At 68.9% G+C, this 17,023-nt stretch carries 12 protein-coding genes; 4 read left to right on the plus strand and 8 right to left on the minus strand.

The genetic code is table 11. The features are described from left to right. Window positions 1–11 precede the first annotated feature (11 nt). A complete protein-coding gene (locus ACP59X_RS19980) occupies window positions 12–3,062 on the minus strand; it encodes a radical SAM protein (protein WP_428561887.1) in 3,051 nt (1,016 codons plus the stop codon). Window positions 3,063–3,167: 105 nt separating this feature from the next. Then, on the minus strand, window positions 3,168–5,147 hold the full coding sequence (locus tag ACP59X_RS19985) for a methyl-accepting chemotaxis protein (protein ID WP_428561889.1): 1,980 nt from the start codon (window positions 5,145–5,147) through the stop codon (window positions 3,168–3,170). Window positions 5,148–5,691: 544 nt separating this feature from the next. On the opposite strand from ACP59X_RS19985, the gene hcp reads away from it, so the two are divergent. The 3 genes from hcp to ACP59X_RS20000 all read left to right on the plus strand — a co-directional run bounded on the left by hcp (window position 5,692) and on the right by ACP59X_RS20000 (window position 8,543). Beyond that, window positions 5,692–7,308, plus strand: a complete 1,617-nt coding sequence (gene hcp, locus ACP59X_RS19990; RefSeq protein ID WP_428561891.1) for a hydroxylamine reductase — start codon at window positions 5,692–5,694, stop codon at window positions 7,306–7,308. Window positions 7,309–7,366: 58 nt separating this feature from the next. Continuing rightward, entirely contained in the window at window positions 7,367–8,128 is a 762-nt protein-coding gene (locus tag ACP59X_RS19995; RefSeq protein ID WP_428561893.1) for an ATP-binding protein, read from the plus strand. 97 nt (window positions 8,129–8,225) lie between these two features. Further along, entirely contained in the window at window positions 8,226–8,543 is a 318-nt protein-coding gene (locus ACP59X_RS20000; protein WP_428561895.1) for a cupin domain-containing protein, read from the plus strand. A 421-nt stretch (window positions 8,544–8,964) separates the two neighbouring features. Here ACP59X_RS20000 and ACP59X_RS20005 read toward each other — a convergent pair whose 3' ends face one another. The 3 genes from ACP59X_RS20005 to ACP59X_RS20015 form a co-directional block, all read right to left on the minus strand. Then, the gene (locus ACP59X_RS20005) at window positions 8,965–10,713 is read right to left on the minus strand and encodes a diguanylate cyclase (protein ID WP_428561897.1); all 1,749 of its coding nucleotides are present in this window, start codon (window positions 10,711–10,713) and stop codon (window positions 8,965–8,967) included. An 87-nt stretch (window positions 10,714–10,800) separates the two neighbouring features. Beyond that, entirely contained in the window at window positions 10,801–12,063 is a 1,263-nt protein-coding gene (locus tag ACP59X_RS20010) for a DUF1501 domain-containing protein (protein WP_428561899.1), read from the minus strand. Between the two features lie 197 nt (window positions 12,064–12,260). Beyond that, window positions 12,261–13,664 (minus strand): DUF1800 domain-containing protein, encoded by a 1,404-nt coding sequence (locus ACP59X_RS20015; protein WP_428561901.1) that lies wholly within the window; start codon window positions 13,662–13,664, stop codon window positions 12,261–12,263. 227 nt (window positions 13,665–13,891) lie between these two features. Here ACP59X_RS20015 and ACP59X_RS20020 point away from each other — a divergent pair, with 227 nt between their 5' ends. Beyond that, window positions 13,892–14,059, plus strand: coding sequence for a hypothetical protein (locus tag ACP59X_RS20020; RefSeq protein ID WP_428561903.1), 168 nt, complete (start codon window positions 13,892–13,894; stop codon window positions 14,057–14,059). On the opposite strand, the gene ACP59X_RS20025 is transcribed toward ACP59X_RS20020, so the two are convergent. The 3 genes from ACP59X_RS20025 to ACP59X_RS20035 all read right to left on the minus strand — a co-directional run bounded on the left by ACP59X_RS20025 (window position 14,046) and on the right by ACP59X_RS20035 (window position 16,649). Continuing rightward, window positions 14,046–14,435 (minus strand): gamma-glutamylcyclotransferase family protein, encoded by a 390-nt coding sequence (locus ACP59X_RS20025; RefSeq protein WP_428561905.1) that lies wholly within the window; start codon window positions 14,433–14,435, stop codon window positions 14,046–14,048. The two genes, ACP59X_RS20020 and ACP59X_RS20025, sit on opposite strands and share 14 nt — an antisense overlap. Window positions 14,436–14,596: 161 nt before the next feature. Continuing rightward, window positions 14,597–15,910 carry a phenylacetate--CoA ligase family protein gene (locus tag ACP59X_RS20030; RefSeq protein WP_428561907.1) on the minus strand — a complete coding sequence of 438 codons (1,314 nt, stop codon included), beginning with the start codon at window positions 15,908–15,910 and terminating at the stop codon, window positions 14,597–14,599. A 19-nt stretch (window positions 15,911–15,929) separates the two neighbouring features. After that, window positions 15,930–16,649 (minus strand): ABC transporter ATP-binding protein, encoded by a 720-nt coding sequence (locus ACP59X_RS20035; RefSeq protein ID WP_428561909.1) that lies wholly within the window; start codon window positions 16,647–16,649, stop codon window positions 15,930–15,932. Window positions 16,650–17,023 lie beyond the last annotated feature (374 nt).

Here is a 17,023-nt window from a genome sequence, read left to right on the forward strand (position 1 = left end):
ACCTCCTTTCCCTACGTTTCCCGCTTGTCCATCTTCCCGACCGCCACGCCGCACGACTCCAGCAGCAGTTTGACCAGCGTGTCGCCGTTGTGAAAAGCGGCCACGCGCGGGGCCACGTCCACGGACTTGCGGGTGAGCGTATCGTGATTGTCGATAAAGCGCGAGACCGCCTCGATGATCGACAGCCCGTCGTGGCTGCGAATCAGCGTATAGCCGCAATCGAACTGCTTGACCTCCAGGGCCAGCGAGGTGCCCAGCGGCACGATCAGCGGTACCCCGAGGGCCATGGCCTCGATGACCACCTGGGAGGAGCGCTCGACGTATGCACGCGGCTGATACGGCAGCAACAGCGCGTCGAAGGAGGCGATGAGCCGGTGGAAGTCCTCGCCCACGTAGCAGCTCTCGTGGATGCGCACCCGGTCGCCGAAGGCGCGCAGGCGGGCAAGCGTGTCGTCGTCCACGAAGCGGCAGGCGAACTGCACCTCGAACACCACGTCCGGATAGGCCGGCAAGATCGCCTCGATCACCTCGGGCAGATAGCCCACCCCCTGCTCCACCCGGCCCTCGCCGGCATAGCCGATGCGCACCATCCCCTTCTCGGCCCGGCTGCGGTAGGGCCTGGCCGGCACCTCCAACTGGAGCGGCACCGGAAACACCGGGCAGGGCTTTTCGGCCATGGCCTTGATCTGGGAGCCGATGAGCTTGTTGCTGGCCGCGAAACGGACCTTGGGCTCATGGATGAAGGGCTTGAGCGCCAGCCGGAAAATGGATTTGGCCAGGGCCAGATGGTCCGGGGAAACGAAGCGGTAGCAGTGGTTCTGGAACTTGAGGACCAGATAGGGCCGCCTGTCCTTGGGCAGGGAGGTGTACCAGGCGGCGATGCCGCGCACGACCTTGGGGTCGGAGGTGTGGGAAAAGACGATATCCGACGGGTCGAGGTCGGTGCGCAGGTTCTTGAAGAGGTTGAATTCGGCCATGGTCCCGGCGATGAGGAAATCCTCCAGCCAGGCGCAGTACTTGTCCCCGGAATGGCTGGCGTACTGGGTGGGCTGGAGCACGGCCCTGGCCCGCAGCACCTTGACCGCCTCGGGCTGGCAGTCGGCGTAGACGAGAAATTCCACCGGCACGCCGCGCTTGACGCAGGCGGCGAGCACCCCGAGGTCGTAGGCGAAGTGGTGGCCGGCCAGAAACCGCAGGCCGTGGTCCAGGACGATCACCCTGGGATAGGCCGGGGCAGCCCCCTGGCCGGTGGCGGCCTCGGCCGCGCCCGGGCCGGCCTCGCTCTGGTCGGCGTCGCGCATGGCCCGGCGCAGGGTCCGGCCCCAGTTGGTGACGGCTGTGATGGCCAGGGACCGGGCCAGGGCGGCCTGGGCCTTGGCGTCCGGGACCTCGCCGTCCTCGGGGTCGGCCCCCAGGGCAAGCAGCGCTTCCCGGGCTGCGGCGCAATCCGGGTCCAGGGCCAGGGCCCGGCGCAGGCACGAGGCCGCCTCCTCGGCCAGGCCCTGGTCGCGCAAAAGCAGGCCCAGGTGCAGGCAGGGCGCGGCGGCCTGCCCATCGGCGGCGATGGCCCGGGAAAAAAACCGCACCGCCACGTCGAGCTTGCGCGCCCGCACGGCGATGGTGCCGAGCATGTCGAGCACGGCGGCGTCCTCGCCGCCGGTTTCCAGCAGGTTGCGGCAGATGGACTCGGCCACGGCCGGCCGGCCGTGGCGCAGGCACAGGCTGGCCTCGGCCAGGCCCGAATCGCGCAGGGCCACCAGTTCCATCTTGCGCGTGCCGTCGGCGGCGGCCACGTAGCCGTCGAGCGAGGCCCCGGCATACTGGGCCAGGCGGCCCGAGCGGCGCAGGTGCGACAGGGGCGAGCCCTCGATCTCGGCCGTGCCCGATTCCTGGAAGCTGTCCAGCGGCAGCGAGGCCCGGTAGCGCCGGGTATCGGCCACCTGCTCGGGCGTCTCGCCGGGCAGGCCCACGGTGAAGGTGCCGTGGACGGTCATGCCCAGGGCCTTGAGGTGATGGACCACGTCCCGGGCCTTTTCCAGGTCCAGGTTCTTGCGCACGATGTTGTCCACCACCCACTGGTTGCCGCTCTCGAAGCCGATCTTCACGCCGAAGCAGCCGCTGTCGCGCATGCGCCGCCAGGTGTCCCAGGAGACCGTGTCGGCCCGGCACATGGCCGACCAGGGGAGGTGCAAGCGGGCCATGACGGCGCAGACGCCCTCCACGTGCCGGTCGCCCAGGTTGAAGGTGTCGTCGTCGAAATAGACGCTTTTGAAGCCGTAGCGCCCGACCAGCTCCGTCAGCATGCCTTCCAGGTAGTCCGGTGCAAGCTGGCGCACCCGGCGCACGCCCGTGCCGTCGGGGTCGTTGTTGGACATCACCGCCGGCCAGACGCAGAAAATGCACTTGAACGGGCAGCCCCGGCTGGTCAGGACCTGCAACTGGGGAAAAATCTGGCCCTTGGGGTTGGCATCCCAGTACTTGTTGGCGTGGAGCGGATCGAAATAGGGATAGGGTGCGGCGTTGAGCTCGGCTTCGGTCAGCAAGTCGTGGGGCAGATAGCCCGAAGCCCCGCCGAGGACCTTGACCAGCCCCTTTTCGTATTCGCCGGCGATGACCGCGTGCAGGGGATGGCCTTCCAAAAGCTTTTCGCCGTAAGCGGCGATGGGGCCGGCCACGACGACGCGGGTGGCCGGATGGTTCTTCTTGATGTGGGCGATGAGTTCCGCGTCGTGGCCCCAGCTGGGCGAGGCCGATTCGATGACGACATAGTCGTAGGCGCCGGCGGCCAGGGCCTTGTCGAAGGCGACGTAGTCCTCGCGCAGCGCGATGGAATCGCGGAAGTCGACGGAAACACCGGTCTCCCGGGCCAGGTAGCTGGCGGCCGATCCCAGGAAGAAGGGATAGGGGATGTAGTCGCCGAAGCGGTACTGGCCGGGCCGCGAGCGCACCACCGACGTGAACGGCCAGCGGGAGCCGGCCCGCACCCCGGCCAGGAGCCCCGCGCCGTGGATGGCGTCGGGCTGTTCCACCCACCAGGGCGGATTCGCGCACAAGACTTTCATGGCGCCTCCTTGCGGGGCGCATCCTGCTCGATTTCAGGGCCGCCGTCACCTGCGTTTCGGCGCCTCCCCCCAGGCCATCGGGAAGAGGCGCCGGGCGCCTCCGCCCTACGCGGACAACGACCGCCGGGACTCCTCCCCGGCCTCGGCCTTGAGGCTGTCCACGAGCCCGGCCAGGACTTGCGCCTGGGACGCCAGCTCGGCCACGGCCCCGGCCGACTGGCGCATGGCGTCGGCGGTCTCGGCCGAAACCCGGCTGATCCCCTCGATGGTCCGGTTGATCTGCTCGCAGGTGGCCGACTGCTCCTCGGCCGCCGTGGCGATGGACGAGACCTGGCTCGAACTGGCCTCCACCAGGCCGACGATGCGGGCGAGGGCTTCGCCGGAGGAGGCGGCCAGGGTCGTGGCCGATTCGATCTTGTCCACGGCCCGTTCCACGTTGCCGACGTTCTTGCGCGTGCCGGCCTGAATGGCGCCGATGGCCTCGCCCACTTCCTTGGTGGCGGTCATGGTCTTTTCGGCCAGTTTGCGGACTTCGTCGGCCACCACGGCGAAGCCGCGGCCGGCATCGCCGGCCCGGGCCGCCTCGATGGCGGCGTTTAAGGCCAGCAGGTTGGTCTGGTCGGCGATGTCGGAAATCACGTTCAAGATCCGGCCGATGCCCTCGGCCTGGCTTCCCAGGGCGGTCATGTCGGCCTTGAGTTCCAGGGCCTGCCGCTGGGCGTCGGCGATGCCCTGGATGACCTGGGAAACCACGGCGGAACCGTCCTCGGCCTGTTTTTTGGCGGTGTTGGCAGCCTGGGAGGCCTCGGAAGCGTTCCTGGCCACCTCCACCACCGTGGCGGTCATTTCCTCCATGGCCGTGGCCGTCTCGCCCACCCGGGCCGTCTGTTCCTCCGTCCCCCGCGTGGACTGTTCGACCTGGGCGGCCAGCTCTTCCGAGGCCGAACCGATCACCCCGACCACGTGCTCGAGCTTGCCCGCGGCCTGGAGCATGCCTTGCGCCATGGCCCGTTCGGCGGCGACCCGGGCCTCCTCGGCCTCGCGGCCGGCCCGGGCGGCCCGGCTCGACTCCTCGCTGGCCAGCCGCGTCTTGTCGTCGGCCTCGGCGATCTTGCCCTTGAGGCTTGCCACCATGGTGCGCAGGCTGTCGGCCAGTTTGCCGATCTCGTTGGCCTGGCGCAACTCCAGGCGGCTGTCGAGGTTGCCGGCCGCAACCTGGGAGGCGTAGCCCTCCAGGCGCTTGAGCGGCCGCACGGCGATGCGCTCCAGGGCGAAGAAGGTCACCGCCAGCAGGGCGGCCACGGCGACCAGGCCGGCGATCCCCATGGAGTTGCGCAAGGCCATGGCCGGGGCCTCCATTTCCGCCACGTCCATGGTCACGGCCATGACCCAGTTCCAGCCCGGCACCCGTGCCCAGACGACCCGTTTTTCCCGGCCGTCGCGGACCATGGTCCCGTTGCCCGAGGGCACGGCCAGCAGGGCGGCCACGCCCGGCTCCCGGGACACGTCCTTGAGCAGCAACTCGCGGTTGACGTCGGCCACCACCACGCCCTTGGGCGACAGGATGAACGGGGCGCCGGTCTTGCCGATGCGCACGGACTCGACATAATCCGCGATGAGCCCGTCGAGGACATACGACATGCCCACCCCGCCGACCACCTTGCCGGCGGCGTCGAAAACCGGCGCCGTCACGGAGACGATGAGCTTGCCGGTGACCATGCTCTTGGTCGGCACGCTGCTCATGCCCGGTTTTCCGGCCAGGGCCGCCTGTATGTACTCCCGGTCCGCCAGGGCGTTGCGCTTGGTCGCCTTGCCCTGGGCCATGCACATGGCCTGGGTTCCTTCCTTGTTGAAGACGTAGAACGTATTGATATTGTCCGAAGACAAAGACATTGCCGCGGTGATCTGGCCAAGTGCGGCTTCGGATTGGCCGGAGGCGAGAAATTCCCGTGTGACGGGCATCAGCGAAACGGCCTTGACCAGTTCCGTTTGCTGTTCCCCGAACTCCGCCGCCGCCTTGGAGATCGTGGAAACCAGGAGGTCCATTTCGTGCTGGCGCGCCGAAATGCTGTCGTCGAAACTCATCTTCGATACGCCGAAGATGAGTAGGGCTTGTATGATTACGATCACTATGCCGATAATGACGATCATCGTCGAACGAACGCTTCGCATCGCAGCCAACCCCCTCCCTGGTCATGGCCATTCAGACACCGCACCAGTGCCAAGACATAGCCGCGGCCGCCCAGGCTGTCCACGCAATTCAAGGTTCGTTCGTCCCTCGGCGGCTTGACCTTTTTCCGGTACTGCGGTGTAAGTCCGAAGATCCCTCCTCCGCCCGGTCCGCCCGCCGTCCGGTATTTTCCCGTCCGGGCAGGAGCGCCTTTTTCCCGGACGGTTTGGCGAAAAAGCCCAGGCGAGCCGGGGTATCCCGCAGGCCATGCACGGCGGAAAGATCGTTCATACGCAAGGCCCGGGCGCGCCGGGGTATCCGCCCACGGGGAGGACGCCGTTTCGCGGCCCGAAAAAAACGGCTTTTTGACTTAGGTCAAACCGCTTCTTCCCCGGCCCGCGTAGACCCGAAACCACGGAAACGGACAAACCGATCGAAACCCCTAACGGAGGACGAAATATGTTTTGTTACCAGTGCGAACAGACGGCCAAGGGTACCGGTTGCGACAAACTGGGCGTGTGCGGCAAGAAACCCGAGGTCTCCGACCTGCAGGACCTGCTGGTTTACGCCCTCACGGGCCTTGGCCAGGCCGCCGTGGCCGCCAAGGCCGAGGGCAAGGCCGTGCCCCTGGAGACGGGCCGCTTCTTCGCCAAGGCGCTTTTCACCACCCTGACCAACGTCAATTTCGACCCGGCCGACTTCAAGCCCTGGATCGAGGAGACCGTGGCCAAGCGCGAAGCCCTGGCCGCCATCATCGCGGCCAAGCTGCCCGAAGGCCCGGCCGCCTTCCGCCCGGCCGCCGACCTCGACGGCCTGGTCGCCCAGGGCGCCAAGCACGGCCTCAAGGACATCCCCGAAACCGACGACGACATCCGCTCCCTCAAGCACACCCTGCTTTTCGGCCTCAAGGGCGTGGCCGCCTACGCCGACCATGCCGCCATCCTGGGCCAGGAAGACCCGGCCGTGTACGAGTTCCTCTACGAGGGCCTGGCCGCCACCTTCTCCACGGACAAGGACCTGGGCGCCTGGGTTGCCCTGACACTGAAGTGCGGCGAAGTGAACCTGCGGGCCATGGAACTGCTCGACGCGGCCAACACCGGCGCCTACGGCCACCCCACCCCGACCGTGGTGCCCCTTAGCCACAAGGCCGGCAAGGCCATCCTGGTTTCGGGCCACGACCTCAAGGACTTGAAGGACCTGCTGGAACAGACCGCCGGCAAGGGTATTTCCATCTACACCCACGGCGAGATGCTGCCGGCCCACGGCTACCCCGAACTCAAGAAGTACCCGCATTTCTACGGCCACTACGGCACGGCCTGGCAGAACCAGCACAAGGAATTCGCCGCCTTCCCCGGCGCCATCCTCATGACCACCAACTGCATCCAGAAGCCGGCCGAGAGCTACCTGGGCAGCATCTTCACCACGGGCCTGGTCGGCTGGCCGGGCGCCACCCACGTCAAAAACGGCGACTTCGGCCCGGTCATCGCCAAGGCCCTGGCCATGCCCGGTTTCGCCGCCGACGAGGACAAGGGCACGGTCATGACCGGATTTGCCAGGAACGCCGTCCTGGGCGTGGCCGGCACGGTCATCGAGGCGGTCAAGGCCGGCAAGATCCGCCACTTCTTCCTGGTGGCCGGCTGCGACGGCGCCAAGCCCGGCCGCAACTACTACACCGAGTTCGTGGAAAAGGCCCCGGCCGACACCATCGTGCTGACGCTCGCCTGCGGCAAGTTCCGCTTCTTCGACAAAAAGCTCGGCGACATCGGCGGCATCCCGCGCCTTTTGGACATGGGCCAGTGCAACGACGCCTACTCGGCCATCCAGGTGGCCGTGGCCCTGGCCAAGGCCTTCGACTGCGGCGTCAACGAGCTGCCGCTGTCCATGATCCTGTCCTGGTACGAGCAGAAGGCCGTGGCCATCCTGCTGACCCTGCTTTTCCTCGGCATCAAGAACATGCGCCTGGGGCCCAGCCTGCCGGCCTTCCTCACGCCCAACGTCCTCAACTTCCTGGTCGCCAACTACGACATCAAACCCATCAGCACGCCCGAGGAAGACCTGAAGGCCATCCTCGGCTAACGACGCCCTCCCCATCGACGGCGGCCCGGCGCGCCCGGGCCGCCCAAGGAATTTCGCCATGAAACGCAAGATCATCGAAATCGACGAATCCCTGTGCAACGGCTGCGGCCAGTGCGTGACCGGCTGCGCCGAGGGGGCCCTGGAAATCGTGGACGGCAAGGCCAAGGTCGTGGCCGACCATTTCTGCGACGGCCTGGGCGCCTGCATCGGCCACTGCCCGACCGGGGCACTCGCCATCATCGAACGCGAGGCCCCGGACTTCGACGAAAAGGCCGTGGAAGCGCGCCTGGCCTCCCTTGGCCAGGCGCCCAAGCCCCACCACCAGCCCGGCGGCTGCCCCTCGGCCCAGGCCATGACGCTCTCCCCCTGCCAGCAGGCCAACATTCCCACGGCCCAGCCGGCGGCGGCGGGCGCGGGCCTGTCCACCTGGCCGGTCAAGCTGCGCCTGGTGCCGCCCACGGCGCCCTTTTTCAAGGGGGCACGGCTGCTTCTGGCCTCGGACTGCGTGCCGGCGGCCTTCCCGGCCTTCCATTCGGCCTTCCTGCCCGGCCGGGTGGCCCTTCTGGGCTGCCCCAAGTTCGACGACGTCCAGGGCTATGTGGAGAAGCTCACGGCCATTGCCCGGGAAAACGACCTCGCCGAGATCACGGTCTTGCAGATGGAAGTGCCCTGCTGCGCCGGCATGGCCCGCATCGCCACGGCTTCCGTGGCCGCCTCGGGCAAGCGCGTGCCCATAACCAAGGTCGTAATCGGCCGGCGCGGCGAGATCGTGTCCATGGGACCTGTGACCAACCAGCCGCTTGGACTGGGCGGGGAATAGGCGAAGAAGGATAAAGATGCCTCCGGCGGCCGGGGGGCATGATGCCCCCCGGACCCCCTCGAAGGGGGAAATGGATCGGCAACAGAAGGTTAGGGATATGAAGAAAATAAACTTATTCGAGGAAGGGCCTTTCAAGGACACGGGCTACGGCATGCTCTGGGTGCATGATTCGCCCAACTTCCGGGTGGTCAACTTCAACTTCAAGGCCGGCCAGAGCCTGCCCGTGCATTCCCACGACACGGACGGGGAGCTGACCATCGTGGTCCTTGCCGGCGAAGGGGAATTCTTGGGCGAAGGCGAGGCCAGCCTGCCGGCCAAGCCCGGGGATGTGCTGGTGTGCCCCATCGCCACGCCCCACGGCATCAAGGCCATCACGGACATGCGGGTGCTGGTGACCATCGCCCCGCCGCCCTAAGGCCGGCCCGGGGCGCTCCCCGGCGTGACGGCGAAAAAAAAGCACGGCCCGAAATTTCCTTTTCGGGCCGTATGATTTGAAGGGGTTGCAACCGGGGCTGCCCTTGCCAAGGGCCTGGTTATGTGAAAAAAAGCGCAAAACGCAGTGTGAACGCCACCCGGCCCCATCCGGGCGGCGGGACGCAGGCGACGATGCGGGGACGGGGCGCGGCGAGGCGCCGGTGGCGGCGTACCGCCAACCACGCCGCAACCGGACGGAGCGCCTTGGCACACACGGCGGACGCGAACCCGCCGGCCTCCCAAACGGACCCCAAACCTCAAGGACTTCGGCGCACCGGCTTCGCCCCGCCCCTTCCCGGCATCGTCCGCCCCGAACGCCCCGGCCCCGTCCGGGGCGTTTGGTTGTGGGCCGCGACGCGCTTCTAGCCGGTTTCCACCCGGTTGCGGCCGGCCCGCTTGCCGCGATACAGCGCCGCGTCGGCCCGGCGCACCACGTCCGAGAGGGCCTCGCCGGGCGCCGCCGTGGCCAGGCCGATGGTGGCCGTCACCGAAAAAACGGCCCCCCGACAGTCGTGACGCCCGGCGGCGATGGCCGCGCGCAGGCGTTCGAGCCGTTCCCGGCCCGCCGCCATGCCCGTTGCCGGTAACACCAGCAAAAATTCCTCCCCACCCCAGCGGGCCACCTTGTCGCCGGCCCGCACCAGGGCGGTCATGGTCCGGGCCAGGCTGGCCAGCAGCCGGTCCCCGGCCTCGTGGCCGTGGACGTCGTTGACCCGCTTGAAGTGGTCGATGTCCAGCATGGCCAGGCAATAGCCCGTCCCGCCGTGTTCGAAGGCCGCGTGACAGGCGGCGGCGAAATCCTCGGCCTGCCGGCGGTTGGGCAGGCCCGTCAGGCTGTCCGTGCGCGACAGGGTCTCCAGCTTGCCGTTGACGGCCTCCAGTTCCTCCTTGGCCGCCCGCAGGGCCAGGTTGGAATCATGGAGTTCGCGGGTGCGTTCGCGCACCCGGCGGTCGAGGTTGCGGTTGAGTGTCGCCAGGGCGGCCTCGGCCCGCCGACGCCGCGCCCGGTTGACCACCAGCCCCAGGATCAGAAAAGTTTCCGCCACGACCAGGGCCACGCCCCCGAGCACCAGGCCCCGATGGGTTTCCCAGAGGGTGTCCGGCTTGAACTCCACCCGGCTGCCGGGCGGCAGCCGGCCCGCATCGATGCCGAAGCGCTCGAGCACCCGCCAGTCGAACGCATACTCGCTGGTCTTCGTGCGCACCGGCGCGCCGCCCCCGGCCAGACGCCCATCCAGCGCCTCCAGGAGCATCCCCCCCATGAACCGGCCGAAGGCCTTGATGTCACGGACATACCCACCCACCATGCCGTCGCCCAGCAGATGAGCGGCCAGGCCGAACACGGGCACCGGCGAGCGCCGGCACAACTCGCGCGATATCGCGGCCGGAATGAAGGTCTCGCCCACGGCGTCCCGGGCGAACCGCACGTAGAGCACGGCCGCGTCCCGGGGCGCCCGGGCGACCGTTTCCAGCAGGGCCGGGCCGGTCAGCCCATCGGTGACGACCACGGCCAGGCGCTTGGCGTATTTCGCCACAACGGGCGCGGCGGTGCGGGCGATGCGCCGCTCCTGGTCCGAGGCGCCCACCACCAGGTACACGGTCTTCGTCCCGGGGAGCAGCCGCAGGATCAAGGCCATGTTCTCGTCGATATCCCCCTCGGTCACGCCCCAGGTGACGGCGGTCATGTTGCCGGGCGGCCGATATCCGGCCTGTGGTTCGAATTCCATGGGAACGACCAGGGGCACATTCGCGAACACCCGGGACAAGAAGGCTTCGTACAGGGGAACGACCGCGTTATCGAGGGCGATGGCGTCCGGCTTCCACAGGGAATACTTCATGGCCAGATAGGCGGCCGTGTCCGCGACGTAGCCAGGCTCCCGTTCCAGGCTGGAAAGATTGAGGTACTCGGCACTGACGCGGACGTCGTATTCCTTTCTGGCCTGGAACGCTTCGCGGAGCCCCTGGTCGTACAGGGCCACGGCCGGATGGTCCTGGTTGAAATTGTGGAGCACGAGCACGTTTTTGCGCACCACGGCCTGGGCGGGGCCGCAACAAAGCGCCAGGACCAGGAACAGCCCGGCGAAAGACGAAATAACACCGCGCGCGGCCATACCACCTCGAAGCATTTGTAGGGCATGTCGCGCCCGAAACCGCCCGATACGGGGGAAGAACGCAAAACCGTCAGCCGCTCAAAAAGCCTAGGCCAGGACCGACAGCCCGCCGGACGGCGAGATGCCGGGGAAAATGTCGGGCAGGCGTTTTTCGGGCAGGCCCAGGTGGCGCACGGCGATCTGCCCGGCCGCCTCCCGCCAGTCCGTGGCCACGGCCACGTCGCGCCCCCCGGCCAGCCGATGGGCGGCCAGCCCCGGCCACTCGCCCAGCACCTGGCCGCCGGCCACCGGCCCGCCCAGCAGCAGCAGCACGCCGCCCTGGCCGTTGTCCGTGCCGCCGAAACGGTTTTCCCGGACCCCGCGGCCGAATTCGCCCACCGCCAGGATCACCGTGTCGTCCAGGGCCTTGCCCAGGCCCTCGGCCAGATGGGTCAGCCCCACGGCCGTCTCCTGCAAGCGGTCGGCCAGGTAGCCCTTGGCCCCGCCCTGGCCGGAGTGGGTGTCGAAGCCGCCCACGGCGAGGTAGGCCAGGGCGGCGTCCCGGCGCTTGGCCAGTTCCCGGCCGAAACGCTCGGCGAAATCCGGAAATGCCGGCGACGGGATGGCTCCGGACGAAGCCTTGCGGGATTCCTCCAGCACCTTGGCCAGGGCGTCCTGGCGGTCCTCGCGGCCCTTGGCGAAGGCCTTGGCCAGGGGTTCCTTGCCGGCGTAGAGACGGGCCACGTCGTCATAGAGGGCCTGGTCCTCCACGGGCAGCCCGGGAAGCGACGGGCCGTGTCCGGGCGGGGCGATCATGTTGTAGTGCGGCGCGCCGTCGTAGGCTTGCGAGGGGGTGGCCACGAGCATCTGACTCGAGGCGCCGCCCAGGGCCAGGGCCAGACGGCCCAGCCAGCCGGTTTTGCCGCCGGCCTTGGCCGAGGCCCCCCGGGCGAAATCGGCCTGGGCCGGGGCGTGGCTTTGCGCCGCGCCGGCCAGGCCGCAGGCCGGCAGCACGGCCAGCCGCTTCCGGGCGTAATACGGGGCCAAGGCGGCCATGGCCGGATGCAGGACAAAGCCCCGGCCGAGATCCGCGCCGCCGCAGTCCGCGGACAGGGCAATGGTCGGGCGCAGGGCCCGGTAGAGGGGGTCGCCGACCGGGGCGGCAATGGACAGGCCGTCCGGCCCGCCCTGCAAAAAAACCACCACGAGTTGCTTGCCGGCCCGCCAGACGGGTTTGCCTTCGGCCCTCGCCGCAGCCTTTTCCTCCCGGCCGCCGGCCTTGCGCGAGCGCGCCGCCAGGACGCCCCCCGGCCCCGCCAGCCCGACCAGGCCCAACCCGGCCAAAAAACGCATCGCCTCGCGTCGCCGCACCGTCACACCTCGCCTGCTCGCCTTACGTCACGCTCACCCGGCCCTTTTAGGGAGGCCCCACTCGCCCGTCCACTCCCGGCCCCTTGGGGCGACCCAATTCTCCCCGGCCTCCCCCATCGGGGAGGTCCAGGAGGGGGTCACCCCCTCCTGGCCGCCGGAGGCTCTCCAGCATCCATCTCCGCGCCCGCCCCTACCGCTCAGTACCGCATGGCCTCGGGCGCGGCCAGGATGACGGCGGCGCCGACCGCGGCCGGGGCCTTGGCGGCCGTTTGCAGCGTGTCTTCGCCGACGGTCGGGCCAAGGGTAGCGGCCAGGGCGTCACGGCTGATTTTCCCGGCCGAAAGCCCGAGCCCAGGGATGCGCCCGGCGGCCAGGTCGCCGGCGAAGCTCACCCGGCGCACCAGGGCGTCGGGTTTGAGCCACGGCCCGGCGGCCACGGGATAGCCTTCCGGGCCGCCGGCCGCGTAGAACGGCTGGCCAAGGCCGTCGAGCACGCCGGCCAGGGCCGTGGCGTCGGCAGCGCCGCCGCCGGCCGCCCGCACGGCCGAAACCACCTGGCGCAGGGGCGACTTGAAGCGGTTGCCCAGGTACTTGGGATCGAAAAATTCGGGGCCGGCGAAAAGCGTCCGCAAGGTCTCGCGGATATCGCCGCCGGTTTTGGCGAAGGTCTCGGCCAGGCGGGCGACCAGGGGGGCCGGCGGCTCGTCGGCCAGGAAATAGACGGCCAGCTTGCGGGCGATGTTTCTGGCCGTGGCCGGATGGGCGGCCAGGATATCCAGGGCGGCCGCGCCTTCGGCCAGGCCCGTGCCCTTGACCGGGTGGCCGAGGAGCGTCTTGTCCGAGGGGTCGTGGAGGTCCACGTCGAAATAAAACCCGCCGGTATCGGCCGCGCCCCGGGCCGCGCCGGCGCGCCAGCCGGTCAGGATGCGGGCCAGGGCCAACGTATCGGCCGGCTTTTGGGGGCCGCCCGGCCCCAGGGTCTGGTGGATAAGCACCGCGGCGTAGGCCGGGTCGATGGCTTCGCCCTTGCCGCCGGCCGTTTCCCGGTGCACCACGTTTTTCCAGTTGCCCCGGGCGATGAGCATGGCCGGATGGCGGGCCGTGGCGGCCAACAGGTCGGCGAACTTGCCCAGGGCATTGGGGCGGATGGCCTCGCGCTCGAAGGAGCCCTGCCACAGTTGGGCCAGGCCCTTGGGCGCGCCGAGGCTGAAGTGCTCGCACCAAAAGGCGACCATCAGTTCGGCGAGCTGGCGTTTGGACAGGATGGCCCGGCAAAGGCGCGCCTTGGCCGCCTCCAGGGCCACCAGCTCGGCCCGGTCGAAGACCTGGCGCATGGTGTCGGCCCCGGGCCTGCCGCCGGCGGCGGCCACGGCGGCGGCATCGGCCGGCGGGCCGTATTCCCGGAAAAGCCGCACCGTGTCCATGGACTGGGTGGGCAGTTTCTCCAGGGCCTCGGCCAGGGCGGTGGGTTCCTCGATGGCCTCGGGGGCAAGCTGCTCGGCGACGAAGGCCGCAACCCCCATGGCCGCCACGGCGGCCAGGTCGCCGGGAGCGGGGCCGTAGGTCAGGCGCGAAACGGCCTGGACCACATCGGGTCCCACGGCCGGCCCGGTCGCGTCGACGCTTGGCGGGGTAGCGCCAAAAGCCGCCAGCCCCAAGGCGAGGGCAAGCAGCAATCGCGCAAGGAAACGGTTTCCGGCTGGCGGCAGGGCGGGCATACGGGGAATGTGCGCGCGCCATGGCCAAATGTCAATTGCGCGAAGGGTGCGCAAAGGCGTGCGTTTCAACGCGAAAGAGGATAGTGTCGCCCGTAAGCAAGGAGTGCGATATGCCTGTCTACATGAACCAGACCGTGGTCAAGTACGGCGTGGGTTTCGGCTCGGCCCTGGCCATGGCCGTGTCGTTTGCCCTCAACAAATCCATCTTCTGGGCCATCATCCACGGCATCCTGGGCTGGATCTACGTCCTGTACGCCTGGATCTTCAAGACCTACTAGGCCCAAAGGTCGCGAAATCCGCGCCGTGGGGCACGGCCCCCAAGGGCCGGCGGGCGAAATAGACCCAGGCCAGGCGCCGCTCCCCGCCGGCCAGCATCACCGGGACCTCGCGGCGGCAATAGAGGCGGGGGTGTTCCTCCAGGGCGTCTATGGCCGGCAGCCGCGTCGCGTCCACGCGGTAGACCTCGCCCACGATGCGGCAGCGCGGCTCGTCGGCCACGAGGTAGGGAATGCCGCCGGAAACGTACATGGCGTAGGCGTCCGCTGTTTCGGCCGCGCCCAGGCACGGGCAGCCGGCGACGTAGTGGTGGTTGTGATAGCCCCGGCGCAGCGTCCCGTAGGCGAAGATATCCCAGGAGCGCGATTCCTCGTCCATGGACCTTCCTCCCAACCGCCAGCCGGAAAACTTCCCCCCATCGGGGAGGTCCAAGCGGGGATCATCCCCTCCTGGCGGGTCCAGGGCAGCGCCCTGGCAGGGTCCGGGACAGCGTCCCGGCCGCCGCAGGCTTTCTCCCCCGCCCAAGCCCCATCCCGCCCCTACCCCGCCAGCTTGCGGCGGTCGAGGACGCGGATGGTCTTGCCTTCCAGGCTGCGGGCCAGGCTGCCCGGCTCCACCAGGCGCACGGTCAGCCCCACGCCGAGTTCCGAGGCGAACCGGCGCTCCAGCTTATCCAGCAGGGCCTGATGCTCGGAGACGCGGTCGAAGAGCAGTTCCTCGGTGGGCTCGACCTCGACCAGTGCCTCGTCCAGGGCGCCCTTGCGGTCGAGCACGATGCGGTAGTTGGGCGTGGTGCCCTCGATTTCCAACAACAGCCCCTCGATGCGCGAGGGAAAGACGTTGACGCCGCGAATGATCAGCATGTCGTCGCAGCGGCCGACGATGCGGGCGATGCGGCGCAGGGTGCGGCCGCACGGGCAGGGCTCGGGGATGATGCGGGTGATGTCGCCGGTGCGGTAGCGGATCATGGGGAAGGCTTCCTTGGTGAGCGTGGTGATGACCAGCTCGCCTTCCTCGCCGTCGGGCAAGACCTCGCCCGTGGCCGGGTCCACGACCTCGATGAGGAAATGATCCTCGCTGACGTGCATGCCGGCCCGCTCCAGGCACTCGCCGGCCACGCCCGGGCCCATGATTTCGCTTAAGCCGTAGTTGTCCGTGGCCGTGAGCTTGAGGCGGTCCTCGATGGCGCCGCGCATGGCCTCGGACCATATTTCGGCCCCGAACAGGCCGTAGCGCAGGGACAGGGAATTGACGTTGACGTCCATGGCATCGAGGGTCTCGGCCAGGTGCAGGGCGTAGCTCGGCGTGGCCACGAACACCGTGGTGCGGTAGTCCTGCATGATGGCCACCTGGCGGCGCGTGCCGCCGCTCGAGGCCGGGATGACGGCCGCGCCCACGGTCTCGGCCCCGTAGTGGAAACCGATGCCGCCGGTAAAAAGGCCGTAGCCCAGGGCAATCTGCACCACGTCGTCGCGCCCGGCCCCGGCCGCGACCAGCACCCGGGCCACCAGGCGCGACCAGGTCTTCACGTCGTTTCGGGTGTAGCCGGCGACCACGGGCTTGCCCGAGGTGCCCGACGAGGCGTGCAGGCGCACCACGTCCCGCAGCGGCACGGCGAACAGGCCATACGGGTAGGCCTCGCGCAGGTCGGCCTTGGTGGTAAAGGGCAGCCGGCGCAGGTCAGCCACGTCGGCGAAGGTTTCGGGGTCGATGTCGTGCTCGGCGAAGCGCTTGCGGTACAGCGGCACGTTGCGGGCGACCCTGGCCAGGGTCTCCTGGAGGCGCTCCAATTGCACCTGGGCCAGTTCGGCCCGGTCCATGGCCTCGTAACGGGGCTCGAAACATTCGCGCACGGCCTCTCCTCCCTGACGCTCAAACGTCCTTTTCCCGGCCCAGATAGGCGCGGCGCACATCGCGGTTGGCCAAAAGCTCCTCAGACGTGCCGGACAGAAGCACCCGGCCGGTCTCCAGCACGTAGCCCCGGTCGGCGATGGCCAGGGCGCTCTTGGCATTCTGCTCGACAAGCAGCACGGTCAGCCCCTTGTCGCGGCGCAGTTCCGAAACGTGGCGAAAAATTTCCTTGCAAACCTGCGGCGCCAGGCCCATGCCCGGCTCGTCCAGAAGCAGGCAGCGCGGCCGGGCCATGAGCGCCCGCCCCAAGGCCAGCATCTGCTGCTCGCCGCCGGACAGCGCCGCCGCCGGCTGGGCCCGGCGCTCGGCCAGTACCGGGAACATGGCGTAGACCTCGTCCATGTCGGCCCCGGCCCGGCGTTTGTCATAGCAGGAATACGCCCCCAAAAGCAGGTTGTCCGCCACGCTCAAGGGGCCAAACACCAGCCGCCGCTCGGGTACCTGGGACAATCCCAGGCGCACGATGCGCTCGGGCTTCTCGCCGGCGATGCCCTTACCGGCAAAGGCCACCTCGCCGCCCGAAACCCGCTGCACGCCGGATATGGCCGAAAGCAGCGTGGTCTTGCCCGCGCCGTTGGCGCCGATAAGGGCCACGATCTCGCCCGGGGCGACGTGCAGCGACACCCGGCGCACGGCATGCACCCGGCCGTAATGGACATCGACATTGCGCAAGGTCAGCATGAGGGAAGATGCCTCCGGCGGCCGGGGGGGATAATCCCCCCCGGACCCCCTTGGTTGTGGGGCGCTCGTGCCGGGGCTGCAAAGCCAGCCCCGGCACGAGCGCCCCACAGGCAAGGGAATCCAGGAGACATTGTCTCACCCGATGCTTTCACGTCCATTTCCATCATTGTAGCCTTAAAAAGGCTTTCAAAGCAAAAAGTCCAAAACCCTCGCCCCGAAGGGGCGACGGCCCTGCGAGGCCGGAAATTTCCCGGCGAGCCGGGAGCGCAGCGACGGCAGCGCCGGGAAATTTCCGGCCTCGCCGACGGATGCCCGCCCGCCGGCCACACCGCCACCCGCATTCCCATCCCCCATCGGGGAGGTCCAGGAGGGGG

This window comes from Solidesulfovibrio sp. DCME, assembly GCF_049995385.1.
Taxonomy (GTDB): Bacteria; Desulfobacterota; Desulfovibrionia; order Desulfovibrionales; family Desulfovibrionaceae; genus Solidesulfovibrio.